The sequence below is a fragment of the Flavobacterium lipolyticum genome (assembly GCF_020905335.1).
Classification (GTDB): domain Bacteria; phylum Bacteroidota; class Bacteroidia; order Flavobacteriales; family Flavobacteriaceae; genus Flavobacterium; species Flavobacterium lipolyticum.
Window position 1 is genome coordinate 288,873 of the sequence record NZ_JAJJMN010000002.1, and the last position, 22,636, is coordinate 311,508.

Here is a 22,636-nt window from a genome sequence, read left to right on the forward strand (position 1 = left end):
GATAAAATAATGACTCTTATGAAAATATATATAGCAGGAGTAATTTTACTATTCTTTATAAGTGAGAGTATCAAAGCTCAAACTTTAAGCAATGGCAACTTTATATACACCCTAAGTCCTAAAAAACCGGTTAAAGCAGCAAATCTAAGTACGCTGACCAAGGACGAAATGAGTCAGACTGTAACCTATTTTGACGGATTAGGCCGTCCGATACAAACCATTGCCATCGGTCAGGGAACAGGAGACAAAGACATTGTAACCCCTATGGAGTATGATGACTTTGGCCGGCAAGTCAAAGAATACCTGCCGTATGCAGTGGCCAATGGAAGCAACAGTTACCCCATGATCGACCCGAAAACAGCTATAAGTGCAGCAACCATCTTTTATGGTAAATCGGAATACGATAATACCTCAAATCCTTTCTCTCAAAAAGCATTTGAACCATCACCATTGAACCGCGTTTTAAAACAAGCTGCTCCGGGAGCTTCGTGGGAAATGGGCAAAGGCCATGAAATTAAAATCGATTACCAGGCCAATACCGATGTGGATGCGGTAAAACTCTACAAAGCCAATACTACTTGGGACGCAGGTTTAGGATTGTACGACATTAGTTTTACTGATGCAGGAACCTATGCGGAAGGAAGACTCTATAAAACGATTACGCACGATGAAAATACAACTGCAACCCCAAGCGAAAGTGCCGGTTCGACGGTAGAATTTAAAAATACCGAAGGGCAGGTTATCTTAAAAAGAACCTACAATTCAGGCAATCCACATGATACGTACTACGTTTACGATATTTATGGGAATCTGACCTATGTATTGCCCCCAAAAGTATCGGGTGCAGTTAATGACGAGATTCTAAACGGATTGTGTTACCAGTACAAATACGACTACCGCAATCGTCTGGTCGAGAAAAAACTGCCCGGAAAACAATGGGAGTTTATAGTGTACGACAAACTCGATCGTCCCGTAGCCACAGGACCGGCTTTTTCACCTTTTAAAGATGAAACTGCCGAAGGCTGGCTCATTACCAAATACGACGCCTTTAGCAGACCTGTTTATACGGGCTGGAGCAGTCAAACCTCAAATTCAGCTACCAGAAAGGCATTACAGGATGCCCAAAATACCGCTGCCGTTTTATTTGAAACGAAACAAAGTTCAGGAACCATAGACGATATACCGGTATACTACAGCAATAACATTGCTCCAACGAAATTTAAACTTTTAACCGTTACCTATTACGACAATTATAATTATCCTAATGCAGCTGTTAAGCCTACAACTATTGAAGATCAGACCGTTTTAGACAATGCCAAAGGTCTGGTAACCGGAAACTGGACAAGAGCCTTAACCACTGCCTCAGAAACATCAGGAGAAACCACCACTACCTTTTACGATCGAAAAGCCAGAGCAGTGAGTACTCGAACTCAGAATTATTTAAGCGGTTATACCAATACCGACAGCAAACTAGATTTTATTGGAAAGTCACTCTATACCATCACCAAACACAAACGTACCTCAGGAGATACCGAGCTCATCATAAGAGAAGAATACACCTATTCGCCGCAGGATCGTTTGCTGACGCACACCCACCAAATCAATGGCGGAACAGTAGAACTTTTGGCAGATAACACTTATGATGACTTAGGACAATTGATCGTTAAAAATGTAGGGAACAACACAGCAAGCCCTTTGCAGAAAGTACATTATAGGTACAACATTAGAGGCTGGCTTACCGGAATCAACAATGTGGAGAACCTACAGCAAGATACGGACCCGGTGGATTTGTTTGCCTTTAAGATTAATTACGACAAACAGCCGGGTAATTCACAGGTTCAGGCTTTGTACAACGGAAATATTTCAGAAACCTATTGGAAGACCAACACCGATCTTACCAAGCGTTCCTATGGGTATCAGTACGACAATCTGAATCGTTTAACCAGTGCAATTTACAGTAAACCCAATGATGCTATTCCGATTTCAGGGGCCTATAACGAAAGTTTGAGTTATGATAAAAACGGAAACATTAAATCTTTGCAGCGATATGGAACCAGTGATGCACCGTCTATTGTTTTTCAAACAGATGATTTGACTTATGATTATTTAAATGAAAACTCCAATCAACTGACCAGAGTAACCGACGGTACTGCCGGAAATGACAACGAGGGTTTTATAGATGCTAATAAAATCGGGGATGATTTTACCTATGATGCCAATGGAAATATGATTACCGATAAAAACAAAAACATTACTTCTATCACTTACAACCACTTGAATTTACCTCTAAAAATTACCTTTGCGACCACCGGAAATATTGAGTACATTTACAATGCCAATGGCGTAAAACTAAGTAAAACGGTTAATAAAGGCACTTGTATCACTACCATTACAGACTATTTAGGAGGATTTCAATATGAAAGTATGGCCAACAAATGCACAAGGGCAGGAAGAGGATATACCGGAGTTCTGAAGTTTTTCCCAACTGCTGAAGGTTATGTAGAGCCTTCAGGAAGTTCTTATAAATATATCTATCAATACAAAGATCACTTAGGTAACATACGATTGAGTTATACTAAAAATCCGGCAACCCAAGTTCTTACTATTATTGACGAGAATAATTATTATCCTTTTGGATTGAAACACAAGGGGTATAATGATTATGTAGCTGCTAGTAATAAGTATAAGTACAACGGGAAAGAACTCCAAGATGAACTAGGACTTAACATGTACGCAATGGATATTCGTCAATATGACCCAGCTATAGGTAGGTGGACAGTAATTGACCCCGTTACACATCATACAGAATCACCATATAGTGCATTTAATAATAACCCTGTATTTTGGAAAGACCCAAGTGGAGCAGATAGTCAAATATCAGATTTAGTTAAAAAACTTTGGGATTTGACGCCTGATGATGGCAATGTTTATACTTATACTTTTAATAATGAAGACCCAAAAAAGAAAACGACAACAGATGCAGGTCATGGTGATAAAACTGGCTGTTGTGTTGACCCTGGTACAATAGATGGTTCTGAATATGAAAAAGATTATGCCTTAAAAGTTGAACAATCCGTCAATAGTTGGTTAAATGAATGGGGTATAGATAATCAAAGTACTAGAACAGGGGACATAGATAAATCAGGACAAAAAAAAATTGCTTGGAGATTAAAAGCAGCTAAAAATCATGGTTCAATTATAATGGTTAGTATTCATATAGATTCAGGTGGTAAAGATGGTCTTTTTGCTATCTATGATAAAGATAATTTAGAATCTAAATCATTAGCTATGAAAATAGCAAGTAGTTACACATTTGGATTAGGAGACGCTGATGGCATTAAAGAGGATGTTAGAAATTTAGGTATAGTCCAAAGATTCTCCGGAAAAGCATCTGTTTTATTGGAATTAGGAGGTATTGCAAATAAAAACATGAGAGATAGAATAAATACTAACTCAAATTTGATGGGCTATGATATAGCAAGAGGTATGTATTTATACCTAAATGGAGTAGAACCGCCTACGCCCCAAACGAACAAAGCACCTGCAACAACATCACCATGGCCAGAAATGTTTAATCCTTTTAAATTTTAAATATGAAAATAGAAAAATCATTATTGTTTATTTTTATTATTTTATTAAATTCATGTAACTCACAAAATCATAATTCAAAAAAAGCGCTAATAAATAGTAGCAAAGTTGATGTTTTAACCGTAAATAGAGTAAAGGCTTTTTATTTTATGAACAAAATGGACAAATCTATTACAGCATTTGTAAAACTGGATACTATCAATCCAATAGATTTAGATGAAGTAATTGAAGAAAATTTAAAACTAAGTCCAAATTCATTTACAATTGAAATTAATAAAAAAATTATCGAACTTAATTTTAATGAGAAAATAAACAGGTGGATTAAGATAAAAAGTCAAATAGATAATGCTATTGATAAAAGTGAAAATGTGGATTATTTAGAGTTTTTTTACAAAAATTCAAAAACAAATAAATTATTTAATAAGTATGTAACAAATAAAATTTCACAAGATTGGGGTAGTTTATCAAGTTCAGATAGTTATAATGTATACTTTGATATAATAACGACTATATCTGATTTAGATAATAAAAATGAAAAAGAAGTAATTTCAAGTTTTTATCATTTTATGGAAGTATCATCAATTCCTAAAGATTAAAATAAGTAGCATTTCCTTTTATACTTCTGATTTAATTGAATATTCATAAAATACTCCGAGTAGTTCTTTATGAAAGCTATGGGAATGTTTCCTGACTTAACACCCACAAACCAACTAAAATCCATTCCTTATTCAGAGTGGCTTTTTCCCAACTGCTGAAGGTTATGTAGAGCCTTCCACAGGTTCTTACAAATATGTGTATCAATACAAAGATCACTTAGGTAACATACGATTGAGTTATACTAAAAATCCGGCAACCCAAGTTCTTACTATTATTGAAGAAAATAATTATTATCCTTTTGGATTGAAACACAAGGGGTATAATGATTATGTTGCTACTAGTAATAAGTATAAGTACAACGGCAAGGAACTCCAAGACGAGTTGGGGCTTAACATGTACGATTATGGAGTAAGGAATTATGATCCTGCGATTGGGAGATGGATGAATATTGACCCATTAGCAGAAATATCAAGAAGATTCTCTCCATATACTTATGCACTTGATAATCCAGTATTTTTTATAGACCCAGATGGTAGAAAAGCTGAAGCTGGACAATCTGGAAATTATTATGATTGGGATGAAGGAATTTACAAAAATAAGGATACGGGAGAACAAGTAGATGCTAATGTGGCTATTGCAAGTCATACCAATGATATTGACCCACCCAAAAAAGGAAGTTCTTGGGGAGATAAATTTAGAAGTATGGCGGACTCAGCTAGTAAATGGGTTGATAATGCTTTTGGTAACGATGCTAGACAGATGGCAGATAATGCTAGTCAATGGGCAACGGATTATAGTGAAGCTCATTCGAGTATAGGTGCAGGTGATATTTGGGCTAGGCAGATGGAACCTATCAAAGAGCTTTACGAATTAGGCTTAGGTGCGACGGGTGTAGGAATATCAAATACCAGAAGTTTTGCAAAATTTGCACCAGAAGGCTATACTGTTGCGGCAGAAAAGTTTGATTATTTCTTTGGAAAAGTTAATTCTTCACCTGATAATATGAGAAGGTCTTTGCAGAATTTGAGTGATTTAAAAGAAATGGGCTTAGCTTCTAAAGGTGCGTTGATAAGAATGTTTAATAAAGCATTTTCTTCTGGGACTGAAATAAGCACGAAGTTTACTCCGCATGGAACAACAATAACAAAACAGGTACAAGTTGGTGAGCATGCGTTAAATGTAGGCTTTTTCTATAAAGCGGGCAATATGGATGCTACTCCAGCTGTAACAACTATTATTCCTAAATTAAAACATTAAATATGAATATTAAATTTGAAAGAATAAAGAAAGCTGAATTTAAAAATAAGCAAAATTCTATTGTTTTATTCGAGAAAATATCAGATGATAATTTCGGAGAGATTCAATCGAATGGATGTATTTTTCAATTTGGTTGGAGAGGAGATTTTATTTTGCCTGTTGTAAAAGAGATTGATTCGATGAGATTTGGTTTAGGAGTTGACTTTAATTTTATTATTGTAGATAGTGAAAAAAAAGAAATTATATATAAAATAGAATTAGATGACTACTTTATTAATTTTATTGTTATCGGTAATGTGATTTATATTGCTTCTGAACTAAAAGTAATTCAACTAAGGATAGATAATTTTGAAATTTTAAATGAGTTTTATTTACCTGAAATATTTGATGATTTTGTTATAACAAATGATTCAATTATGGCTTCATGTATAGACAATCAAAGCATCAATTTGAATAACTTTTAACATACAACCCCCCGCTGGCGCGAGCGTCCCGCTCGTGAACGCAAAGAAAATCGATAAAGAATATAAAAGCCCCGAACTGCCGAAGGTTATGTAGAGCCTTCAGGAAGTTCTTATAAATATATTTATCAATACAAAGATCACTTAGGTAATATTCGTTTGAGTTACACGAAAAATCCGGCAACCCAAGTTCTTACCATTATTGACGAGAATAATTATTATCCTTTTGGATTGAAACACAAGGGGTATAATGATTATGTACCTACAAGTAATAAGTATAAGTACAATGGAAAGGAGCTTCAAGACGAGCTGGGGCTTAACTTCTACGATTATGGAGCTAGGAATTATGACCCTGCGCTTGGTAGGTGGATGAACGTTGATCCGTTAGCGGAGCAAATGAGAAGACACTCACCTTATAACTATGCATTTAATAATCCTGTATATTTTCTTGATCCTGATGGAATGGCACCTGATGATTGGATACAAAGAAAAGGAAAAGACGGTAAAAGTACTTTTTTCTTTGATGCGAGTGTTAAAACGCAAGAACAAGCCACAGCCGCATATGGAAATGATGTTAATATAGTAAAAGAAGGTACTAAAACTATGAGTATGAGTGATGGTAAGGCTGATGGTCGTTATTCATATACATATCACAATGATGGTAGTGTTACCGATGGAAATAATCAAAATGTTACTTTTTCTGATACTAAGATTGAAACTGAAGGGGGTACAACTATTGTAAATCCTGCTCATAAAGATGGAACTTTTTCAGGTATCTCTATGGGAGGAGCACTTGGAGGAGGAATTTCTTTAGAAGCTGGAATTGTAAATGATCCTACAGGTAGTAGTGCTTTATATTTTTCTTTTGGAGGAAATTCAGGACTTGGTGGTGGTTACGGTGCTAAAGGAGGAGCTATAACTCCAACAGCTTCAAATCCTTTTTCCGTTAATGATTTTGCAGGAAAAGGAAATTCTTTTAGCGCGGGTATTGAATCTCCTATTGGTGGATATAGTATTGAAAGAGGCGGAACGCAGGGAAATAGTTTTTCGAATTATGGAACTGTGACGCAAGACAATGCACGACCATATACTTATACAGCAGGAAGCGTTGGCTCAAAGAGCTCGTTAAGTGTAGGAGCAATGGCTAGTGAAACAAAAACATGGATCTTTAAATATAATTAAAAATGAAAAATGAAGGGTTTGAGTTATCAGCTAAACAATTAAAAGTTATTTTAACTGTTGTAACAATTATATTTGTGATTTTTCTCATGTATAATTTTTTTATTTTAGACAACAGAGAGAAATTACTTGATACCTCATTAAAAAATATTCAAGAGGAAAATTATCAAGGATTTGTAATTAATAAAAACTATGACAAAGACAATCATAATTCTCCAATGATATATTTAAAAAATGAAACTAAAGTTGCTGTATTTGGTGAGTTTTGGTCTAAAATAGAAATTGGAGATTCTATCGTAAAGAAAAAAGGAGAAACAGTTATTACAGTTTACAGAAATAATGAAAAATTTATATTAGATAATCAAGAAATTATTAATGGTTTAAAAAAGAAATAATTTCTGCACTCCGCTGTTCGAAGTCCCCCGCTGGCGCGAGCGTCCCGCTCGTGAACGCAAAGAAAATCGATAGAGAATATAAAAGAGCCCCGAACTGCCGAAGGTTATGTAGAGCCTTCTGCAGGTTCTTATAAATATATCTATCAATACAAAGATCATTTGGGTAACATACGATTGAGTTATACTAAAAATCCAGCAAGCCAAGTTCTTACCATAATTGACGAGAATAATTATTATCCTTTTGGATTGAAACACAAGGGGTATAATGATTATGAAGCTGCTAGTAATAAGTATAAGTTCAATGGAAAAGAACTGCAGGACGAGCTAGGGCTTAACATGTACGATTATGGAGCAAGGAATTATGATCCTGCGATTGGGAGGTGGATGAATATGGATTCTAAAACTGAAGCTTATTATCCGATATCACCATACCAGTATGTACTTAATAACCCTGTTGTTAATATTGATGTTAAAGGAGAATGGACAGTTACGAGACACTATAATTTGACTTATAATTCACTTGCCGCAGCTGGAATAGGAAAAGTACAAGCTAATTTATTAGCGCATTATGTATCAGTATATGCAGATAATCCAGGAAGCCACATAAATGCAAATAATATGGCACATCCAACTAATCAGAAATTTTATTCGCCATATATTGATTATTCGGGTACTTCAAATTCGCAGGTTACCGATTATACAGGTAAAGGATATAATTATAATATTTGGCATTCTATGCGTTCAGAATGGGAAGAAGACAATAATACAATTTCGGCTCATGATGCAACCGAAAGGGGGATGGAATTTGGATGGGACAAAATTTTCCAATCAGCCGAAGAAGGACAACTTAAGGATTTAAAAGCAAATAGTAAAGGAATTGAAGCTTTTGGACAAGGTGTACACGCGCTACAAGATGCGTATGCACATAAAGGGCGTTCAGATGTTGGTGTAGGGCATTTGTGGAATGATAGATATGGCGATACATCAGGTGCACAAAGAATTTCGGACTCAGCAATTACGGTTCACAATATTATGTCTGGTAATTGGAAAGCTTTTGAAGGTAAAGAAGAAATAAAATTTGATGCAAATGGTATGACTAAGAATCAATTTGCAAAAGCAATGGAACAAATTAATAAATATTTAAATCAGTAAAATTATGACGAAATTAATTAGGATTTTTAGTGTACTATTAGTAATATTCTCATTAGGAATGATTATTTTATTTGGTGCTTCAGGTCATAAATTCGACTTGAATAAACATGATAATCAAGTTTATCTACTCTTTATTCTCTTGTACTTGTCATCAGCAATTGTTTTGTTTTTTTCTTTATATAAAGAAAGTCTAATAATGAAAAGAATTGCAGTTACTCTTTTATTCTTGATTTTGATTTCATTCATATATTTATTTTATGAGATAGTTTCAATTACAATAGGCGATTTTTCCGCGATAATACCAATAATTTTTAGTTTAGTTATTATTTATATGGATATAAAAATTTTGTCAATTCTAATTAGTAGTAATCCTAATGTCTAGTCCTGAAATATCGGTAAACAAAAATTGCCTTTGCAAGCCCTAGATCAATTGTGTACATTTACAACGTTGCGAGACAAAAACTTTGAAAAACTGTAAACGAAACCTGTAAACCTGCTACTACAACCGGTTGTCTGTTTGGTTATCAGTATGATAACGATGCTTTAGAGTTTATTAAAAATTGGGTTATGATTATAGACTTAGCTATAACATTAATTATTTTTTTTCTGAAAGCATTATAATATATAATTTTTTAAATATAAATTTTCAAGAAATAAATAACTACATAGCCCCCGCTGGCGCGAGCGTCCCGCTCGTGAACGCAAAGAAAATCGATAAAGAATATAAAAGCCCCGAACTGTGGAAGGTTATGTAAGAGCCTTCAGGAAGTTCTTATAAATATATCTATCAATACAAGGATCACTTAGGTAATATACGATTAAGTTATGCTAAAAATCCGGTGACTCAGGTTCTTACCATTATTGACGAGAATAATTATTATCCTTTTGGATTGAAACACAAGGGATATAATGATTATGTAGCTACTAGTAATAAGTTAAAGTTTTATTCAATTAATAAAAGAAGGTTTAGGAATAAGAAGTTCAGTAAGAATATTGAAAATATCAGCTACTACAACATTTAAAAGAAACGTTTCAATTACTCTGAGTATTACCAATTCAATTAATAGAAAAGGAAAAAAATAGGAAGTGGGTAAACTGTGTATTTTCGTTTTTAAACAATTTATTTACTACTCAAGCAAACAAATCTCAAAAATAGTTTTACCATTTTCATTACGGTGCGTGATGTAGCCGCCGTGTGCCTCAATGATATTTTTAGATAACGTTAAACCAATTCCGGCGCCTTCTGTTCGGGTGGTGAAAAAAGGAAGGAATACTTTGTTCTCAATCTCTTTTTCGATTCCGTTTCCGGTGTCCGTGATTTTAATGAAAGCCCTATTTTCTTTAAACTCTGCCGACACCGTTACTGTTTTTTCCGTGGCATCATTTAAAGCATAGATGCAGTTGGTCAATAGGTTGATAAAAACCTGTTCGATTTGCTGTGAATCGATCGTAATCCAGTGTTTGGAAGTAATAGTGTTGACAACTTCAATACCTTTTTCTCTGAACAGGGGAGCCATAATCTGAAGACAATTGTGCATCAGTAGCTGTAAGTCAGCTTTCTCTTTTTTTGGTGTAGGTAGCATGGCCAATTTTCGATAACCTTCAACAAATTTTTGCAGGTGATCGCTCCGTCTCAACATGGTCTCGACACTATTTTTCACATCTTCCAAATCTTCAGCGGACATAGTATCCTGATCAACCAGATCTTGTAGATTCTGGCAAATAGAACGAATGGGAGTGATCGAATTCAAGAGTTCATGCGAAATGACTTTCATTAAGTTTACCCAGGCATCTTTTTCTTTTTTTTCGACTACATTCTGAATCGAATCCAGTAAGACAATAAAGTAATCTTTTCCAAAAACTTCTGTACGCGAAGCCTGCAACACAAAGGTTTGCATGTTTTGCTCTTGTACCCGAATTTCTAAGGAGGTTTTGACTTCCTGAAAATCGTCAGCTTCGATAACTTCACATAACGAAGGTAATTGGTCTTTAAGATATTTCCATTTGGAGACTTTGGGAACATTAAAATGAGAAGAAAAATGATCGTTCATTAGGAAAATGTTCCATTCCAATTCTTCTTTTTGCAGAATGATAATCCCGGATTCAATAGTGTTTAAAATCGAACGATAGACAATGTCTTTGGAGATTTGTTCGTTTTGTTTGCTTTTTAGAGTATCGTAGAGGAGAAATAATTCGTGGTAGTTTTTATTGTATTTATGTTGTGAAAAATCCGAACCGAAATCATTTTGTAGTATAGAGGAGATAGTTCTGTTGTAGAGTAAAACAAAATTTCGAACATAAAAGTACATTTCGCGAACGAGCAGAAAGACAATAAAGAGACCAAATATTCCGGTAAAGAGTAACTCTTTCTTAAAAAAGAGCAAGGAGATTTCGATCATCACAACAATTAAGATCAGTCTTAAAAACAACAATTTATAGGTTTGAAATGTTCTGAACATATTAGTTGATATTGATGTTGTATTTTTCTAAACGACGGTACAAAGAGCCTCTGGACAATCCTAATTCTTCAGCCGTTTTACTGATATTATTGTTGTTTTTCAGCAAGGCTTTCTCAACTGCGGCCTTCTCTACGGAAGAAAGCTGAATGTCATCCGGGTTTTCTTCGTAGGGAGTTATGGTCTCTAAATCTAAATCGGAAATGGTGATTTTATTGTTTTCGCACAGAATAACGGCACGTTCAATTTTATTTTCCATTTCTCTGATGTTGCCATTCCAGGCATGTTTTTCAATTTGTTCCAGTACTTTTTTGTCAAATTGAATACCATTTCGGTCGTATTTTGCAATCATTTTGTCGAGAAGATATTCTGCCAGTGGAATTTTATCTTCATGACGTTCCCGTAATGGAGGCAGAACGATTTCCATGGTATTGATACGATAATAAAGGTCTTCTCTAAAGTTTTTATCGGTAACTTCTTGTTTAAGATTTAGGTTGGTTGCTGTAATTATTCGGACATTTAGTGGTCTTGGCTTTGTTTCACCCAGCCTGGTTACTGTTTTGGTTTGAATAACCTGTAGCAGTTTCGATTGTAAATGCAGCGGTACATTCCCAATTTCATCCAAAAAGATAGTTCCGTTTTGCGCCATTTCGAAACGTCCGGGAGTATCGGTTTTGGCATCTGTAAAAGCACCTTTGGCATAACCAAATAGTTCACTTTCGAAAATGTTTGAATTTAAGGCTCCCAGATCGACGGCTACAAATGGATGGTTTTTCCTTTCGGATTGGCTAAAAATATGATGTGCTAAAACAAATTTACCCGTTCCGTTTTCGCCCAAAATCAAAACGTTGGCATCCGTTTTAGCGACTTTATCGGCAAGGGAATAGGATTTTTTGATCATTTCGGAAGTACCAATAAAAAAGTCATTTTCAATTTCGATATCCCTGGTTTTCTTTTGCTCCTTTCGGGATTTGTCGACGGCTTGTTTGACCGATTCCAGTAGTTTTTTATTTTCCCAGGGTTTTAATATATAATCAAAAGCACCTGATTTTAAACCTTCAACAGCTGTTTCGACTTTGCCAAAGGCGGTCATTAGAATCACAACGGTTTTTGGCGAAAGCGTTTTGATTTCCTTTAATAGATACAACCCTTCTCTTCCGTCTTCAAAACCTATTCTGTAATTCATGTCGAGCAAAACAACATCAATGTGTTTTTGTGACAATAATTCGACAATATTTTTCGGATTATTGAGCGTATAAATGTCTTCAAAATACTTTTTCAGGAACACTTTCGACGCAAAAAGGATGTCTTCCTGATCGTCTATGATTAATATTGCGGCATTTGTCTTTTTCATTTTTGTTCAGTTTTGGACGAAAGCTGTCCATTATTGGACACTTGCGGATTCTTTTAAATACTAAAAAATTTAAAATAAGGCAGTTATAAATTTTAAATTTTTGGCACGAAAATCATATTACTATTAACAAATCATCAAATAGGAGAATGATTATTGCCGGTAAATGTAACAAAAATAGATATTTATAGATTATCTTATCAATTATCTTAATTTAGGATCTGTTTTTTACTTCGGCAATAAAATTCTCAAAAGGAAAAACAAACATCAAAAACAAAGTAGTATGATCAGAATTAAAGAGCTTTCAAAAATTTTCAGAACCGAAGAAGTAGAGACAAAAGCCTTAAGCGAAATTTCATTAACCGTAAACGAAGGCGATTTTGTATCGATCATGGGACCTTCGGGTAGTGGAAAATCAACTTTGTTAAACATTATCGGTTTATTGGATAGCGCTTCCGGCGGAAGTTATGAACTGTTAGGACAGGAAATGATTGGTCTGAAGGAAAATTTAAAATCAAAAGCGAGAAAAGAAAATATCGGATTCATTTTTCAGAATTTTAATTTAATTGATGAATTATCGGTCTCTGATAATATTGAATTACCGCTGATTTATAATAATGTTCCCTCAGCAGAGCGAAAGAAAAAAGTACAGGAAATGGCTACTATATTGGGCATTTCACATCGTTTGAAACATTATCCGCAGCAGCTTTCGGGAGGACAGCAACAGCGTGTAGCCGTTGCAAGGGCTTTAATCAATGATCCGAAAATTATTCTTGCCGATGAACCTACAGGAAATCTGGACAGTAAAAATGGTAATGAAGTAATGGAATTGTTGACAGATCTTCATGCGGGAGGTGCGACAATTCTAATGGTTACACATTCAGATTATGATGCTTCGTTTTCGCAAAAAACAATTGTTATGAAAGACGGCGTTATTCTTTCGGAGAAAATGAACCATAGAAATGTAGATGTTTTAGTAAACCATTCAATAAACTAAATCATGCTAAAGAACTGGATCAACATATTTATTTACCACATCAAAAACAACAAGCTTTTTACAGCTTTAAATGTTTTGGGCTTGAGTATTGGAATCGCGGGATTAATTTTTGCTATTTTGTACTGGAACGATGAACAATCCTACGATCAGTGGAACCCTAATAAAGACAAAATTTTTTTAGTAACCAATAAAATGAATGCTACGACCTATTGGTCTTCGAGCTCAGCACCGGTAGGATCAGCGTTAAAAGCTGCAAGTCCTGAAGTCGAATCATTTTGTTATTTAAACGGAGGTTATGATAATGACATTCTTTATTTTAAGGACAAAAAAGTACAATCGGACAAGATTACCATTGCCCAAGGAAACTTCTTTGATTATTTTCCGTATGAATTTACTGAGGGCAGTCGAAAGGGAGCTTTACCGGATGTAAACAGTATTTGTTTATCGGAGGATTTAGCGTTTAAGCTTTTTGGAAATCAAACTGCTGTAGGCAAAAAAGTAGTTTTACAGAAGAAAGTTTTGATGGTACGAGGCGTTTATAAGTTGGATAAAAAATCAGCCTATAATCCTTCCTGTGTTGTTAATTTTATGGACCAGCGAATTAATGCAAACATTCAGTTATGGGGAAACTTTCAGTATGTTTTATTACTGAAACTGAAAGAGCAGGGGAATCAAAAACAAGTAGCAAAAAATCTCCAAAAAATATATTTTGAAAACCTGACGGTCCGATTTGCAAAAGAGAAGGGAATTACTCCTAAGGAACTTATTCGCAAATATGGTGAAGTAAAACCAAGTTTAGAGTCTCTGGCCTCAGTTCGTCTGCATACCAAAACCGGAGGTATGACAGAATCGAAAGGGAATTTCCAATTTTTACTTATCATGGTAGGGTTATCGGTTTTAATCCTTCTGTTATCGATTGTAAATTATGTTAATTCAGCTACGGCAAATGCGGTGAAGAGAGCGAAGGAAGTTGGAGTTCGAAAAATTATAGGTGCTTCAAAATATGGTATAATTCAACAATTTTTTTTTGAAACGGCTCTCATTGCGTTGTTTGCCATTTTGGTATCATTGGTTATCGTCGAAATTTCGCTACCGTATTATAATGCCTTTTTAGAAAAATCACTCGTATTACAAAGCAGTCAGTTTTATCTGCAGCTGATGGTTATATTTTTTATAACGGTTGTATTGGCCGGTATACTTCCGGCAGTTTACGTTTCTAATTTTGAGCCTTTAAAAGTGTTGAAAGGAAACTTTGGCCGAAGTAAAAACGGTATTTGGCTCCGTAACGGTATGTTGATTTTTCAGTTTAGTGTGGCCGCTTTCTTTATTATCGGATCTTATATTGTGTATCAGCAAATAGAACATATGAACTCTAAAGAGTTAGGTTTTAATGGAAAACAAATTCTGAACATTTCGTATAAGAACATCTATGGAGAAAAAATCAGCAATAAAGAGCGATTGGACCGATATACTAGCATCAGGAATCAATTGCTTCATATCAAAGGGGTTAAAGAAGTTTCGGGTGGCGGTTTTGTCCTGGGATATGGTCCAAAATCGACTATAACCTATCAATATAAAGATAAAAGTGTAGACGGAGAAAATATACCAATAGACTTTGGATTATTGGAAATGTTGAAGATTAAAATCGTTAAAGGGCGCTATTTGGATCCCAAATTTGCTCAGGATACTGTCAGTTCAATGTTGATTAATGAGACTGCACTCAAGTTATTGAACGAAAAAGATCCGATAGGGAAAAAGATAAACTGGAATGGTCAGGATGCCATTATTGTGGGAGTTGTAAAAGATTTTAATCTGCTGGATCCGGGTCAGGCTATTCCTCCGATGTCTTTTTTTCATTTTAAAACAGTACCTTGGTTTACAGAACTTTTGAATAATATTTATATCACTGCGGATGCCAAAACGATGCAGCAGACTTTGACCGATATTGAAAATCTTTGGGTAAAAAAAGTAGATACAGAATATCCGTTTTCCTATGATTTTGTCGATAAAGGGTACAAAAGATCGTATAGTAATTATGTGAGGCAGAAAAATCTATTTTCTTTATTAAATGTTATCGTTATCACCATTGCACTCTTTGGATTATTTGCTTTGGCTTCGTACTCTATCGAACGACGTATGAAAGAAATCGCGATTCGAAAAACACTGGGTGCGGAAACCAATGTTTTACTAAAAGAACTTTGTAAGCAGTATGTGGTTTTCAGTGTTATAGGTTTTTTAATAGCATTGTTTCCCGTATATTATCTGTTGAACAAATGGTTAGAGAATTTTGCTTACAGAATTAATATCTCTGTATATCCCTTTGTGATTGGATTTACTGCTTTACTTACGCTAACCTTAGTAGTGGTACTAACAAGAGCGTATCAGGCTACTAAAATAGATGTTTTGAAATATTTAAAATACGAATAACATGCTAAAGAACTGGACCAACATATTTATTTATCACATCAAAAACAATAAGTTTTTTACAGCTTTGAATGTTTTGGGTTTAAGTATTGGAATTGCAGGATTGATCTTTGCCACTCTGTATTGGAATGATGAACACTCTTATGACGAGTGGAATCCTGAGAAAGATAGAATTTATACGGTCCTGAACAATATTGGCGGGGGCAATGTTTGGGCTGTAAATTCGCCTATTCCGGGACCTCTTTTAAAAAGAATGAGCCCGCCTTTAGAGAGTTATTGTTATTTTACAAGCAATTATGCCAGAGAAACAATACAGTACAATGGTAGAATAGAAGTAGTCGATAAAATTTTCTCAGGGCAGGGTAATTTCTTTTCTTTTTTTCCTTTTGAGTTTATTCACGGCAGTGGAAAAAGCGCACTTTACGATCGGAACAGCATCGCTTTTTCTGAAGAGACAGCTTCCCGCTTGTTTAAAAGTGAAAATCCAATAGGAAAGCAGGTTAAGTATGCCGACAAAATTTTTATTGTTCGGGGCGTATACCGATTGTCTAAAAAAGCTTCAGTAATGCCTAATGCTGTTACAACTATAATTGAATACGAAATAGATAAAAACAGAGAAAGCTGGGGACTGCGCTATGGATTAATGTTAAAGTTAAAAAAGCAGAGGGACACGACAGCAATACTCAAAAATTTGAATACCATCTATATCGAAAAGAAAGTCAAAAAGCAGGCAAAAGCGGAAGGAATCACTTATGAAGGTTATTTGAAAAAGTACGGAGAGGTAGAAAAAGCTAAGTTACTTCCGTTTTCAGGAACAAGATTGTATCAGGGAAGTTACCCTTTTCCGGAAGGAGGAGCCAATCTTCGGTTTTTAAAAATTTTAATGGGATTATCAATTCTTATTTTACTGCTGTCAATTGTCAATTATGTTAACCTTGCCACCGCAAATGCTGTAAAGCGAGCTAAAGAAGTTGGAGTAAGAAAAATAGTTGGTGCCACAAAATCGCAAATTATTACTCAGTTTGTTTTTGAAACAACTCTGATCACGCTTTTTTCACTTTTGTTGGCATTGGTGATTGTTGAACTTTCATTGCCTTTTTACAATTCACTTTTGCACAAAGAGCTGATTCTTGAAGGCTCTCAGTTTTATTTACAGCTAATTTTCATTTTTATAATCGTCATTACGGTTTCGGGAGTTTTGCCTGCGATGTATGTCTCCAACTTCGAGCCTTTGAAGGTTTTGAAAGGGAATTTTTCCCGCAGCAAAAACGGAATCTGGCTTAGAAACGGTATGTTGGTTTTGCAATTCGCTATTGCTACATTTTTTATCATTGGTTCAATTATAGTATACCAGCAGGTTAATTATATGGCTCATAAAGATTTAGGATTTAAAGGTGCTCAGGTGATGGATATTTCTTTTAAACCTAAGAAAGGAAGAAATCAATTTGAAAGATACAAAACGATACGGCAGGAACTTTTGAAAATAAAAGGCGTTAAGGCAGTTTCGGCAGGGGTATTTTCTATCGGTAACGATATTAATTCATGGTCAGGCATGCACTACAAAGCAAATAAAGAAGTGATAACACAGCAGATGGCGATTGACTTTGGGATGATGAATGTTTTGGGGATCCGGATAGTTAAAGGAAGAGATTTAAACAGCAAAATTGCATCAGATAGTAGTAGTAATGTTTTGTTGAATGAAGCTGCCGCCAAAACACTCTTAGAAAAAGATCCTATTAACAAAGAAATCATCTGGGAAGATAGAAAATTAAAAGTTGTTGGCGTGGTAAAGGACTTCAATTACTTTGGACTTGAAAATAGTATTTCGCCCATGATTTTCATGCACATCAAAGCTTTCGAATGGATGGAAAAGGATTTGCTTAACATTTCGGTTAAAATCGCACCACAAGATATGCCCGAAACAATTGCGGCTATAAATAAATTTTGGATAACAAAAGTAGATGCAGAATATCCTTTTGAATACAATTTTGTTGACAGAAGCTTTGCCCGGACATATAAAATGTATGAGAAACAAAGCCAGCTGTTTTCACTCTTAAACGGAGTTGTGATTCTTATTGCCGTTTTTGGATTGTTTGCTTTAGCTTCTTTTTCAATGGAAAGAAGAGTAAGGGAAATTGCGATTAGAAAAACATTGGGAGCAGACACCACTATTTTACTCGGTGAATTATCGAAACAATATGTCGTTTTTTGTATGATTGGTTTTGCAATCGGAATAATTCCTGCTTATTTTTTATTGCGAAAGTGGCTTGAGGACTTTGCTTTCCGGATTGAAATTCCTTTGCTTCCTTTTATAGTTGCTTTTGTATTGTTGCTCTTTTTAACCTTATCAATTGTGTTGGCAAAAGCCTATCAGGTAACCAAAATAGATGTTTTGAAATATTTGAAATACGAATAAATCATAAAAAGTAAAGCCTTCAAAGTGAGAACATTTTGAAGGCTTTTTTAATGGCAGAAAACTGGGAAAAAGAATTATCTTTGAAATAATAAGATTCTATTGGTAAAAAAAAGAATGTGTTTTTTTAATTTTTCAGGCTATATTTTATGAAGATGTTTTTCCTTAAATCGGTACTGTTTATATTTTGTCTGACCTTATTTTCCTGCGAAAGTAAAAAGCAAAATCCAGGCGTCAAAGCTTATGAAGCTGGTGTAATTTTATCTTTTGATGATGCCTATGTAGACGAATGGGCCGAAGCCGATCAGGCTTTGAGAAAATACTCCTGGAAAGCTACTTTTAATGTCTGCCGTATTGATTCGATTGGGAAACCGCAAATCGAAAAACTTCTTGAAATGCAAAAATACGGACATGAAATAGCCGGACATGGCTATCATCACTATAATGCCGTTAAATTTGTCAATAAAAATGGAATGGATGCTTACATTGATCAGGAAATTACCCCTATGATCGCTTCCATGAAAAAACATTCTTTTAAAATGACCACCTTTGCTTATCCATACGGATTAAGATCTGATGCATTGGATAAAGCGTTATCTCCCAAATTTAAAATTATTAGAGGAAGAGCTTTTGGAGGAGAACTTCCGGAAAAACAGGACAGCTATTTTAACAATTCTAAAATTGTATTTGCCTTTGATATCGACAATAGCCATATTCATTTCAGTATTCCGTATCTTCTAGAATTATTGCACTATGCAAAACAACACAACAAAATCCTGATTTTATGTGGTCATAAACCCGTTAGAAATGTTACCGAAAATTATCAGACTAAAATCGAAACTTTAGAATTTATCTGCAGGTACATGAAGTTAAACGATCTCAAGTTTTATACCTTATCGGACTTAGACCGTTTGCTCGAGCACAAATAAATTTTCTTCAACGTTAAATAACAATAATTTTTTGCTGAAACGAAAGATTCAGATCAGCTCTTTTTTCGACAGAAATCATGTGTTTTTCACTCAGGTCAATCTTTAAAAATGGAGAGAAGGTCTTTTGTGAGAATAGCTGTTTTTTTTCGAAATTAGGGAGGTGATAGGTTAGAAATCAGTGTTTTGGCCGGTGAATTTGAGGTGCGCTACAAGCTCCCGATCAAACGATTTCGTAAATAATCCGGCATATTTTTTCAAAAATCGTATCTTTGTATCAGGAAAATTGTAGAATTAATTATTAGTTAAATTGTAGAACAAGTTCTACAGGCTATTATAAAATGTTCTACAGTCGATTTAATTTCAGCATACTATTTTTGCTACTTATTAAGAAAATAGAAACAATTATATATTTAAAAAATAGAATAAAGTAAGGTTTTTGTATAAAACACATTTATTCTAAAAAAAAAGATCCCCCCAAATCTCTTTTAAATATCTGTTGTGTTATGGTTACTATTGATAGAGAAGTATTCTGCTTTGTTGTTTTTTAAACAAAGAAAGAGTATCTTAGAGGAATAAGATCTGTTATCAGTATTAAAAACAGAATTAGTATTTGCTAATTTTTGCTATAGAACAATATTTATTCAAAATGTAGTACATCATTCAGGATGTTCTTTCGATACCTAATTAAAAAAGTGGCATGAGTTATTGATTTGATTCTGTGACTCATTATTTTATTTATCATTTTAAAATATAAATTTTGATTAGAAAAGATTCCTTAAATAGTACCTTTAGTTTTTTTAAACTAAAGTTCAAACACAGAAAAATAATTCACTACACTTTAATAGCCTGTGTTATTCTTTTACAAATAATTGCTATCGTTATCTGGTATAACGAATCGTCTAATGAAGCAGAAATGTCGAAGACTTTAAACTCGATGGATTCATTGAATAGAATAACGCATTTTACCAGCGGTATAAATAATTCATTTGTTGATTCTCAAAAGAGTTTTAGTAATTATACCTATTATAGAGATAAAGAATCACTGAATAAGTACACCGCTTCTTTAAATGAGATCAGTCGTTTGATCGACAGCTTAAGCTTAATTACCAGAGATAATAAGGCGTTCATGAAGATTCTAGAAGAAAAGAATCAGTCAGAGCACTCTGTAGAGGCTATAAAATCCAGTATAGATTCTATTATTGAGTCGCAGATTAATTCCGATAAAACTGCTTTATCAAAGCCTTTTAAATTAAACAAGTTTGAGTTTAAAAAGATCTTAGACAGCATTAAAACGGACTCTTATATGACCGTAGACAGTGTATCTAAAAAAGGTTTGTTCTCAAGATTGGGAGCTGCTTTGGCCGGAAAAGTGGATGTGCAAAAAGAGAAGCTGAATATTACGGTTACGATGAAATACGATAACAAAGTAGTTACCGGAAGTATCGAAGAACAGTTTGCGAACCTGTTTAATACCACTAATAAATTTTACGAAGAGCAGTTTAAGAACTTAAAGAAGTCATTTGCTAATTTAAAAGATCAGGATGCTAAACTAAAAGAATTCAATAACGAATTACTGAATTTAGAGTCGGCGATTATGCCGAATTACAATAATTCATTGAAATTGCTTCAGGACAATACTCAGAAACAATTGCAAAAGCAGTACGAATCCAATAAAATAGCGAGAAGTTATACCATTGGGATTTTGATCCTGATGATGTTTATCGTTTCGCTTGTGCTTTTCGGCTTCACGAGACTGGCTTTCCAATACGAAAAAAGACTGACTACTGCTCAGATGCAGATCCGTGAAAACCTGAATTTTAAGAACAGAATTATGGGAATGATCAGTCATGAAATAAGATCGCCTTTAAGTATTATTTCTATTTACAGTAAGATGATTAGTGCTTCTATAAAAGATGCCGAAATAAAAGATACTTTTAAATCAATTCAGTTTACTACAAACTCATTGCTTCTTTTGGCCAATCAGATTCTGGAGTATTCGAAAGACGGAAATTATGAGCCCAAATTGAACAATAAGAAGTTCCTGCTTAAGGAAGAGATTCATCAGATTGTTCATTCGATGGCTTCATTGGTTGAAAGTAAAGGAAATAAGATTGAAGTTAATTCTAATCTGATTTCAAATCTTGAAGTGAATTCTGATGCAGCAAAAATTCATCAGCTTTTTTATAACATTATTGGGAATGCGAATAAGTTTACCGAAAATGGATTGATAAAAATTGCGATGGATCTCGAGAAGACCTCTGATAAGCAAGTAAATTTAAAAATAGAAATTGAAGACAGTGGAATTGGAATTGCCAAGAATGACCTGAAAAACATATTCGAACTTTATTATCAGGGTACCGTTTCAGGAAAAGTAAACGATCTTGGAGTAGGTTTGGGGCTCAATTTGTGTAAAGAAATTGTAGAATTGTTTGATGGGAAAATAGATGTTCAGAGCGAAGAAGGCAAAGGGACAACGATTATTTTCAACCTCTTCATAAGTTTAGTTTAAAATAAGACCAAATTAATATACTTTTTGTATATTGACAGTAAAAAGGCAATTAGTTAGAGAAAAGCGCTGAAACAACCCTAAATTAGGTAAATGAAAATGAAATCCCCATCCAATAACTATAGCTTTTTAGTAGCTGATGACCATAGTGTGGTTCGACAAGGCGTTTCTTTGATGATAAAAGAGTTATTTTCGAATGCTTTAATTCATAAAGCCGGAAATTTTAAGGATACCCTTACTATTTTAAAAGAACAGAGTATAGATTTATTAATCTTAGATGTAAATTTTCCTGACGGAAACAGTATCAGTATCATAACAGAGATTAAATCCATCCAGCCCGAAGTGAAAATACTGATCTTCTCCGCTTATGATGAGAATATTTATGCAATGCGGTATTTGAATGCGGGAGCATCCGGATACCTGAACAAAGAAACTTCGGAGGAAGAAATGAAAAACGCAATCAGTTCGATGATTTTGTCCGGAAAGTATATTACACAGAATCTTAAAGACAGGATTCTGGACTCTTATATTTCAAAAAAACCAACAAATCCATTAGATGTATTGTCTAACAGAGAAATTGAAGTGGCACAGCTTTTAATTAAAGGCTATGGTAACCTCGAAATAATTGAACACCTGAACATTAAGAAAACAACGGTAAGCACCTATAAAAACAGGATTTTTGAAAAGCTTGAAATTGATAATCTGGCCGATTTGATCAAAGTTTTTCATTTGTATGCGGACTGATAAACAACATACTTCAAACCTATTTTAAAAAACAGGACTTTTTAAGTACCTGTTTTTTTTGTGATTATTATTTTTTTTGTGATGTTTTTTCTGTAGAAATAATTCTACAACAAGGTGTTCCATGTTCTATAACGTATTGATTTTATTGCATGTATTTTTGTTTTGTCAGGAAGACGCAGTTGCTGGA

General features: G+C 34.4%; 15 protein-coding genes. 13 read left to right on the forward strand and 2 right to left on the reverse strand.

The window, feature by feature from the left end; translation table 11 throughout:
* Positions 1-18: 18 nt before the first annotated feature.
* From LNQ34_RS18075 to LNQ34_RS23575, 7 genes are all read left to right on the forward strand, one after another.
* Positions 19-3,591 (forward strand): DUF6443 domain-containing protein, encoded by a 3,573-nt coding sequence (locus LNQ34_RS18075; protein WP_230000732.1) that lies wholly within the window; start codon positions 19-21, stop codon positions 3,589-3,591.
* A gap of 2 nt (positions 3,592-3,593) precedes the next feature.
* Positions 3,594-4,184 (forward strand): hypothetical protein, encoded by a 591-nt coding sequence (locus tag LNQ34_RS18080; RefSeq protein WP_230000733.1) that lies wholly within the window; start codon positions 3,594-3,596, stop codon positions 4,182-4,184.
* Between the two features lie 232 nt (positions 4,185-4,416).
* Complete coding sequence (locus tag LNQ34_RS23660; RefSeq protein WP_428979068.1) at positions 4,417-5,442, forward strand: RHS repeat-associated core domain-containing protein; 1,026 nt, start codon at positions 4,417-4,419, stop codon at positions 5,440-5,442.
* 2 nt (positions 5,443-5,444) lie between these two features.
* Positions 5,445-5,906, forward strand: coding sequence for a hypothetical protein (locus tag LNQ34_RS18090; protein ID WP_230000734.1), 462 nt, complete (start codon positions 5,445-5,447; stop codon positions 5,904-5,906).
* A 156-nt stretch (positions 5,907-6,062) separates the two neighbouring features.
* Entirely contained in the window at positions 6,063-7,085 is a 1,023-nt protein-coding gene (locus tag LNQ34_RS23665; RefSeq protein WP_428979069.1) for an RHS repeat-associated core domain-containing protein, read from the forward strand.
* Between the two features lie 2 nt (positions 7,086-7,087).
* The gene (locus LNQ34_RS18100; RefSeq protein ID WP_230000735.1) at positions 7,088-7,477 is read left to right on the forward strand and encodes a hypothetical protein; all 390 of its coding nucleotides are present in this window, start codon (positions 7,088-7,090) and stop codon (positions 7,475-7,477) included.
* A gap of 159 nt (positions 7,478-7,636) precedes the next feature.
* A complete protein-coding gene (locus LNQ34_RS23575; protein WP_346432367.1) occupies positions 7,637-8,629 on the forward strand; it encodes an RHS repeat-associated core domain-containing protein in 993 nt (330 codons plus the stop codon).
* A gap of 1,127 nt (positions 8,630-9,756) precedes the next feature.
* Here LNQ34_RS23575 and LNQ34_RS18110 read toward each other — a convergent pair.
* Together LNQ34_RS18110 and LNQ34_RS18115 are read right to left on the reverse strand one after the other, a co-directional pair.
* Positions 9,757-11,088, reverse strand: coding sequence for a sensor histidine kinase (locus tag LNQ34_RS18110; protein ID WP_230000736.1), 1,332 nt, complete (start codon positions 11,086-11,088; stop codon positions 9,757-9,759).
* Between the two features lies 1 nt (position 11,089).
* Positions 11,090-12,439, reverse strand: a complete 1,350-nt coding sequence (locus LNQ34_RS18115) for a sigma-54-dependent transcriptional regulator (protein WP_230000737.1) — start codon at positions 12,437-12,439, stop codon at positions 11,090-11,092.
* A 280-nt stretch (positions 12,440-12,719) separates the two neighbouring features.
* Here LNQ34_RS18115 and LNQ34_RS18120 point away from each other — a divergent pair, with 280 nt between their 5' ends.
* From LNQ34_RS18120 to LNQ34_RS18145, 6 genes are all read left to right on the forward strand, one after another.
* Positions 12,720-13,433, forward strand: coding sequence for an ABC transporter ATP-binding protein (locus LNQ34_RS18120; RefSeq protein ID WP_230000738.1), 714 nt, complete (start codon positions 12,720-12,722; stop codon positions 13,431-13,433).
* 3 nt (positions 13,434-13,436) lie between these two features.
* Positions 13,437-15,860, forward strand: a complete 2,424-nt coding sequence (locus LNQ34_RS18125) for an ABC transporter permease (RefSeq protein WP_230000739.1) — start codon at positions 13,437-13,439, stop codon at positions 15,858-15,860.
* Position 15,861: 1 nt separating this feature from the next.
* Positions 15,862-18,273, forward strand: coding sequence for an ABC transporter permease (locus LNQ34_RS18130; protein WP_230000740.1), 2,412 nt, complete (start codon positions 15,862-15,864; stop codon positions 18,271-18,273).
* A 152-nt stretch (positions 18,274-18,425) separates the two neighbouring features.
* Entirely contained in the window at positions 18,426-19,199 is a 774-nt protein-coding gene (locus tag LNQ34_RS18135; RefSeq protein WP_230000741.1) for a polysaccharide deacetylase family protein, read from the forward strand.
* 757 nt (positions 19,200-19,956) lie between these two features.
* A complete protein-coding gene (locus LNQ34_RS18140; RefSeq protein WP_230000742.1) occupies positions 19,957-21,708 on the forward strand; it encodes a sensor histidine kinase in 1,752 nt (583 codons plus the stop codon).
* A 90-nt stretch (positions 21,709-21,798) separates the two neighbouring features.
* Positions 21,799-22,449 (forward strand): response regulator transcription factor, encoded by a 651-nt coding sequence (locus LNQ34_RS18145; RefSeq protein ID WP_202704003.1) that lies wholly within the window; start codon positions 21,799-21,801, stop codon positions 22,447-22,449.
* Positions 22,450-22,636 lie beyond the last annotated feature (187 nt).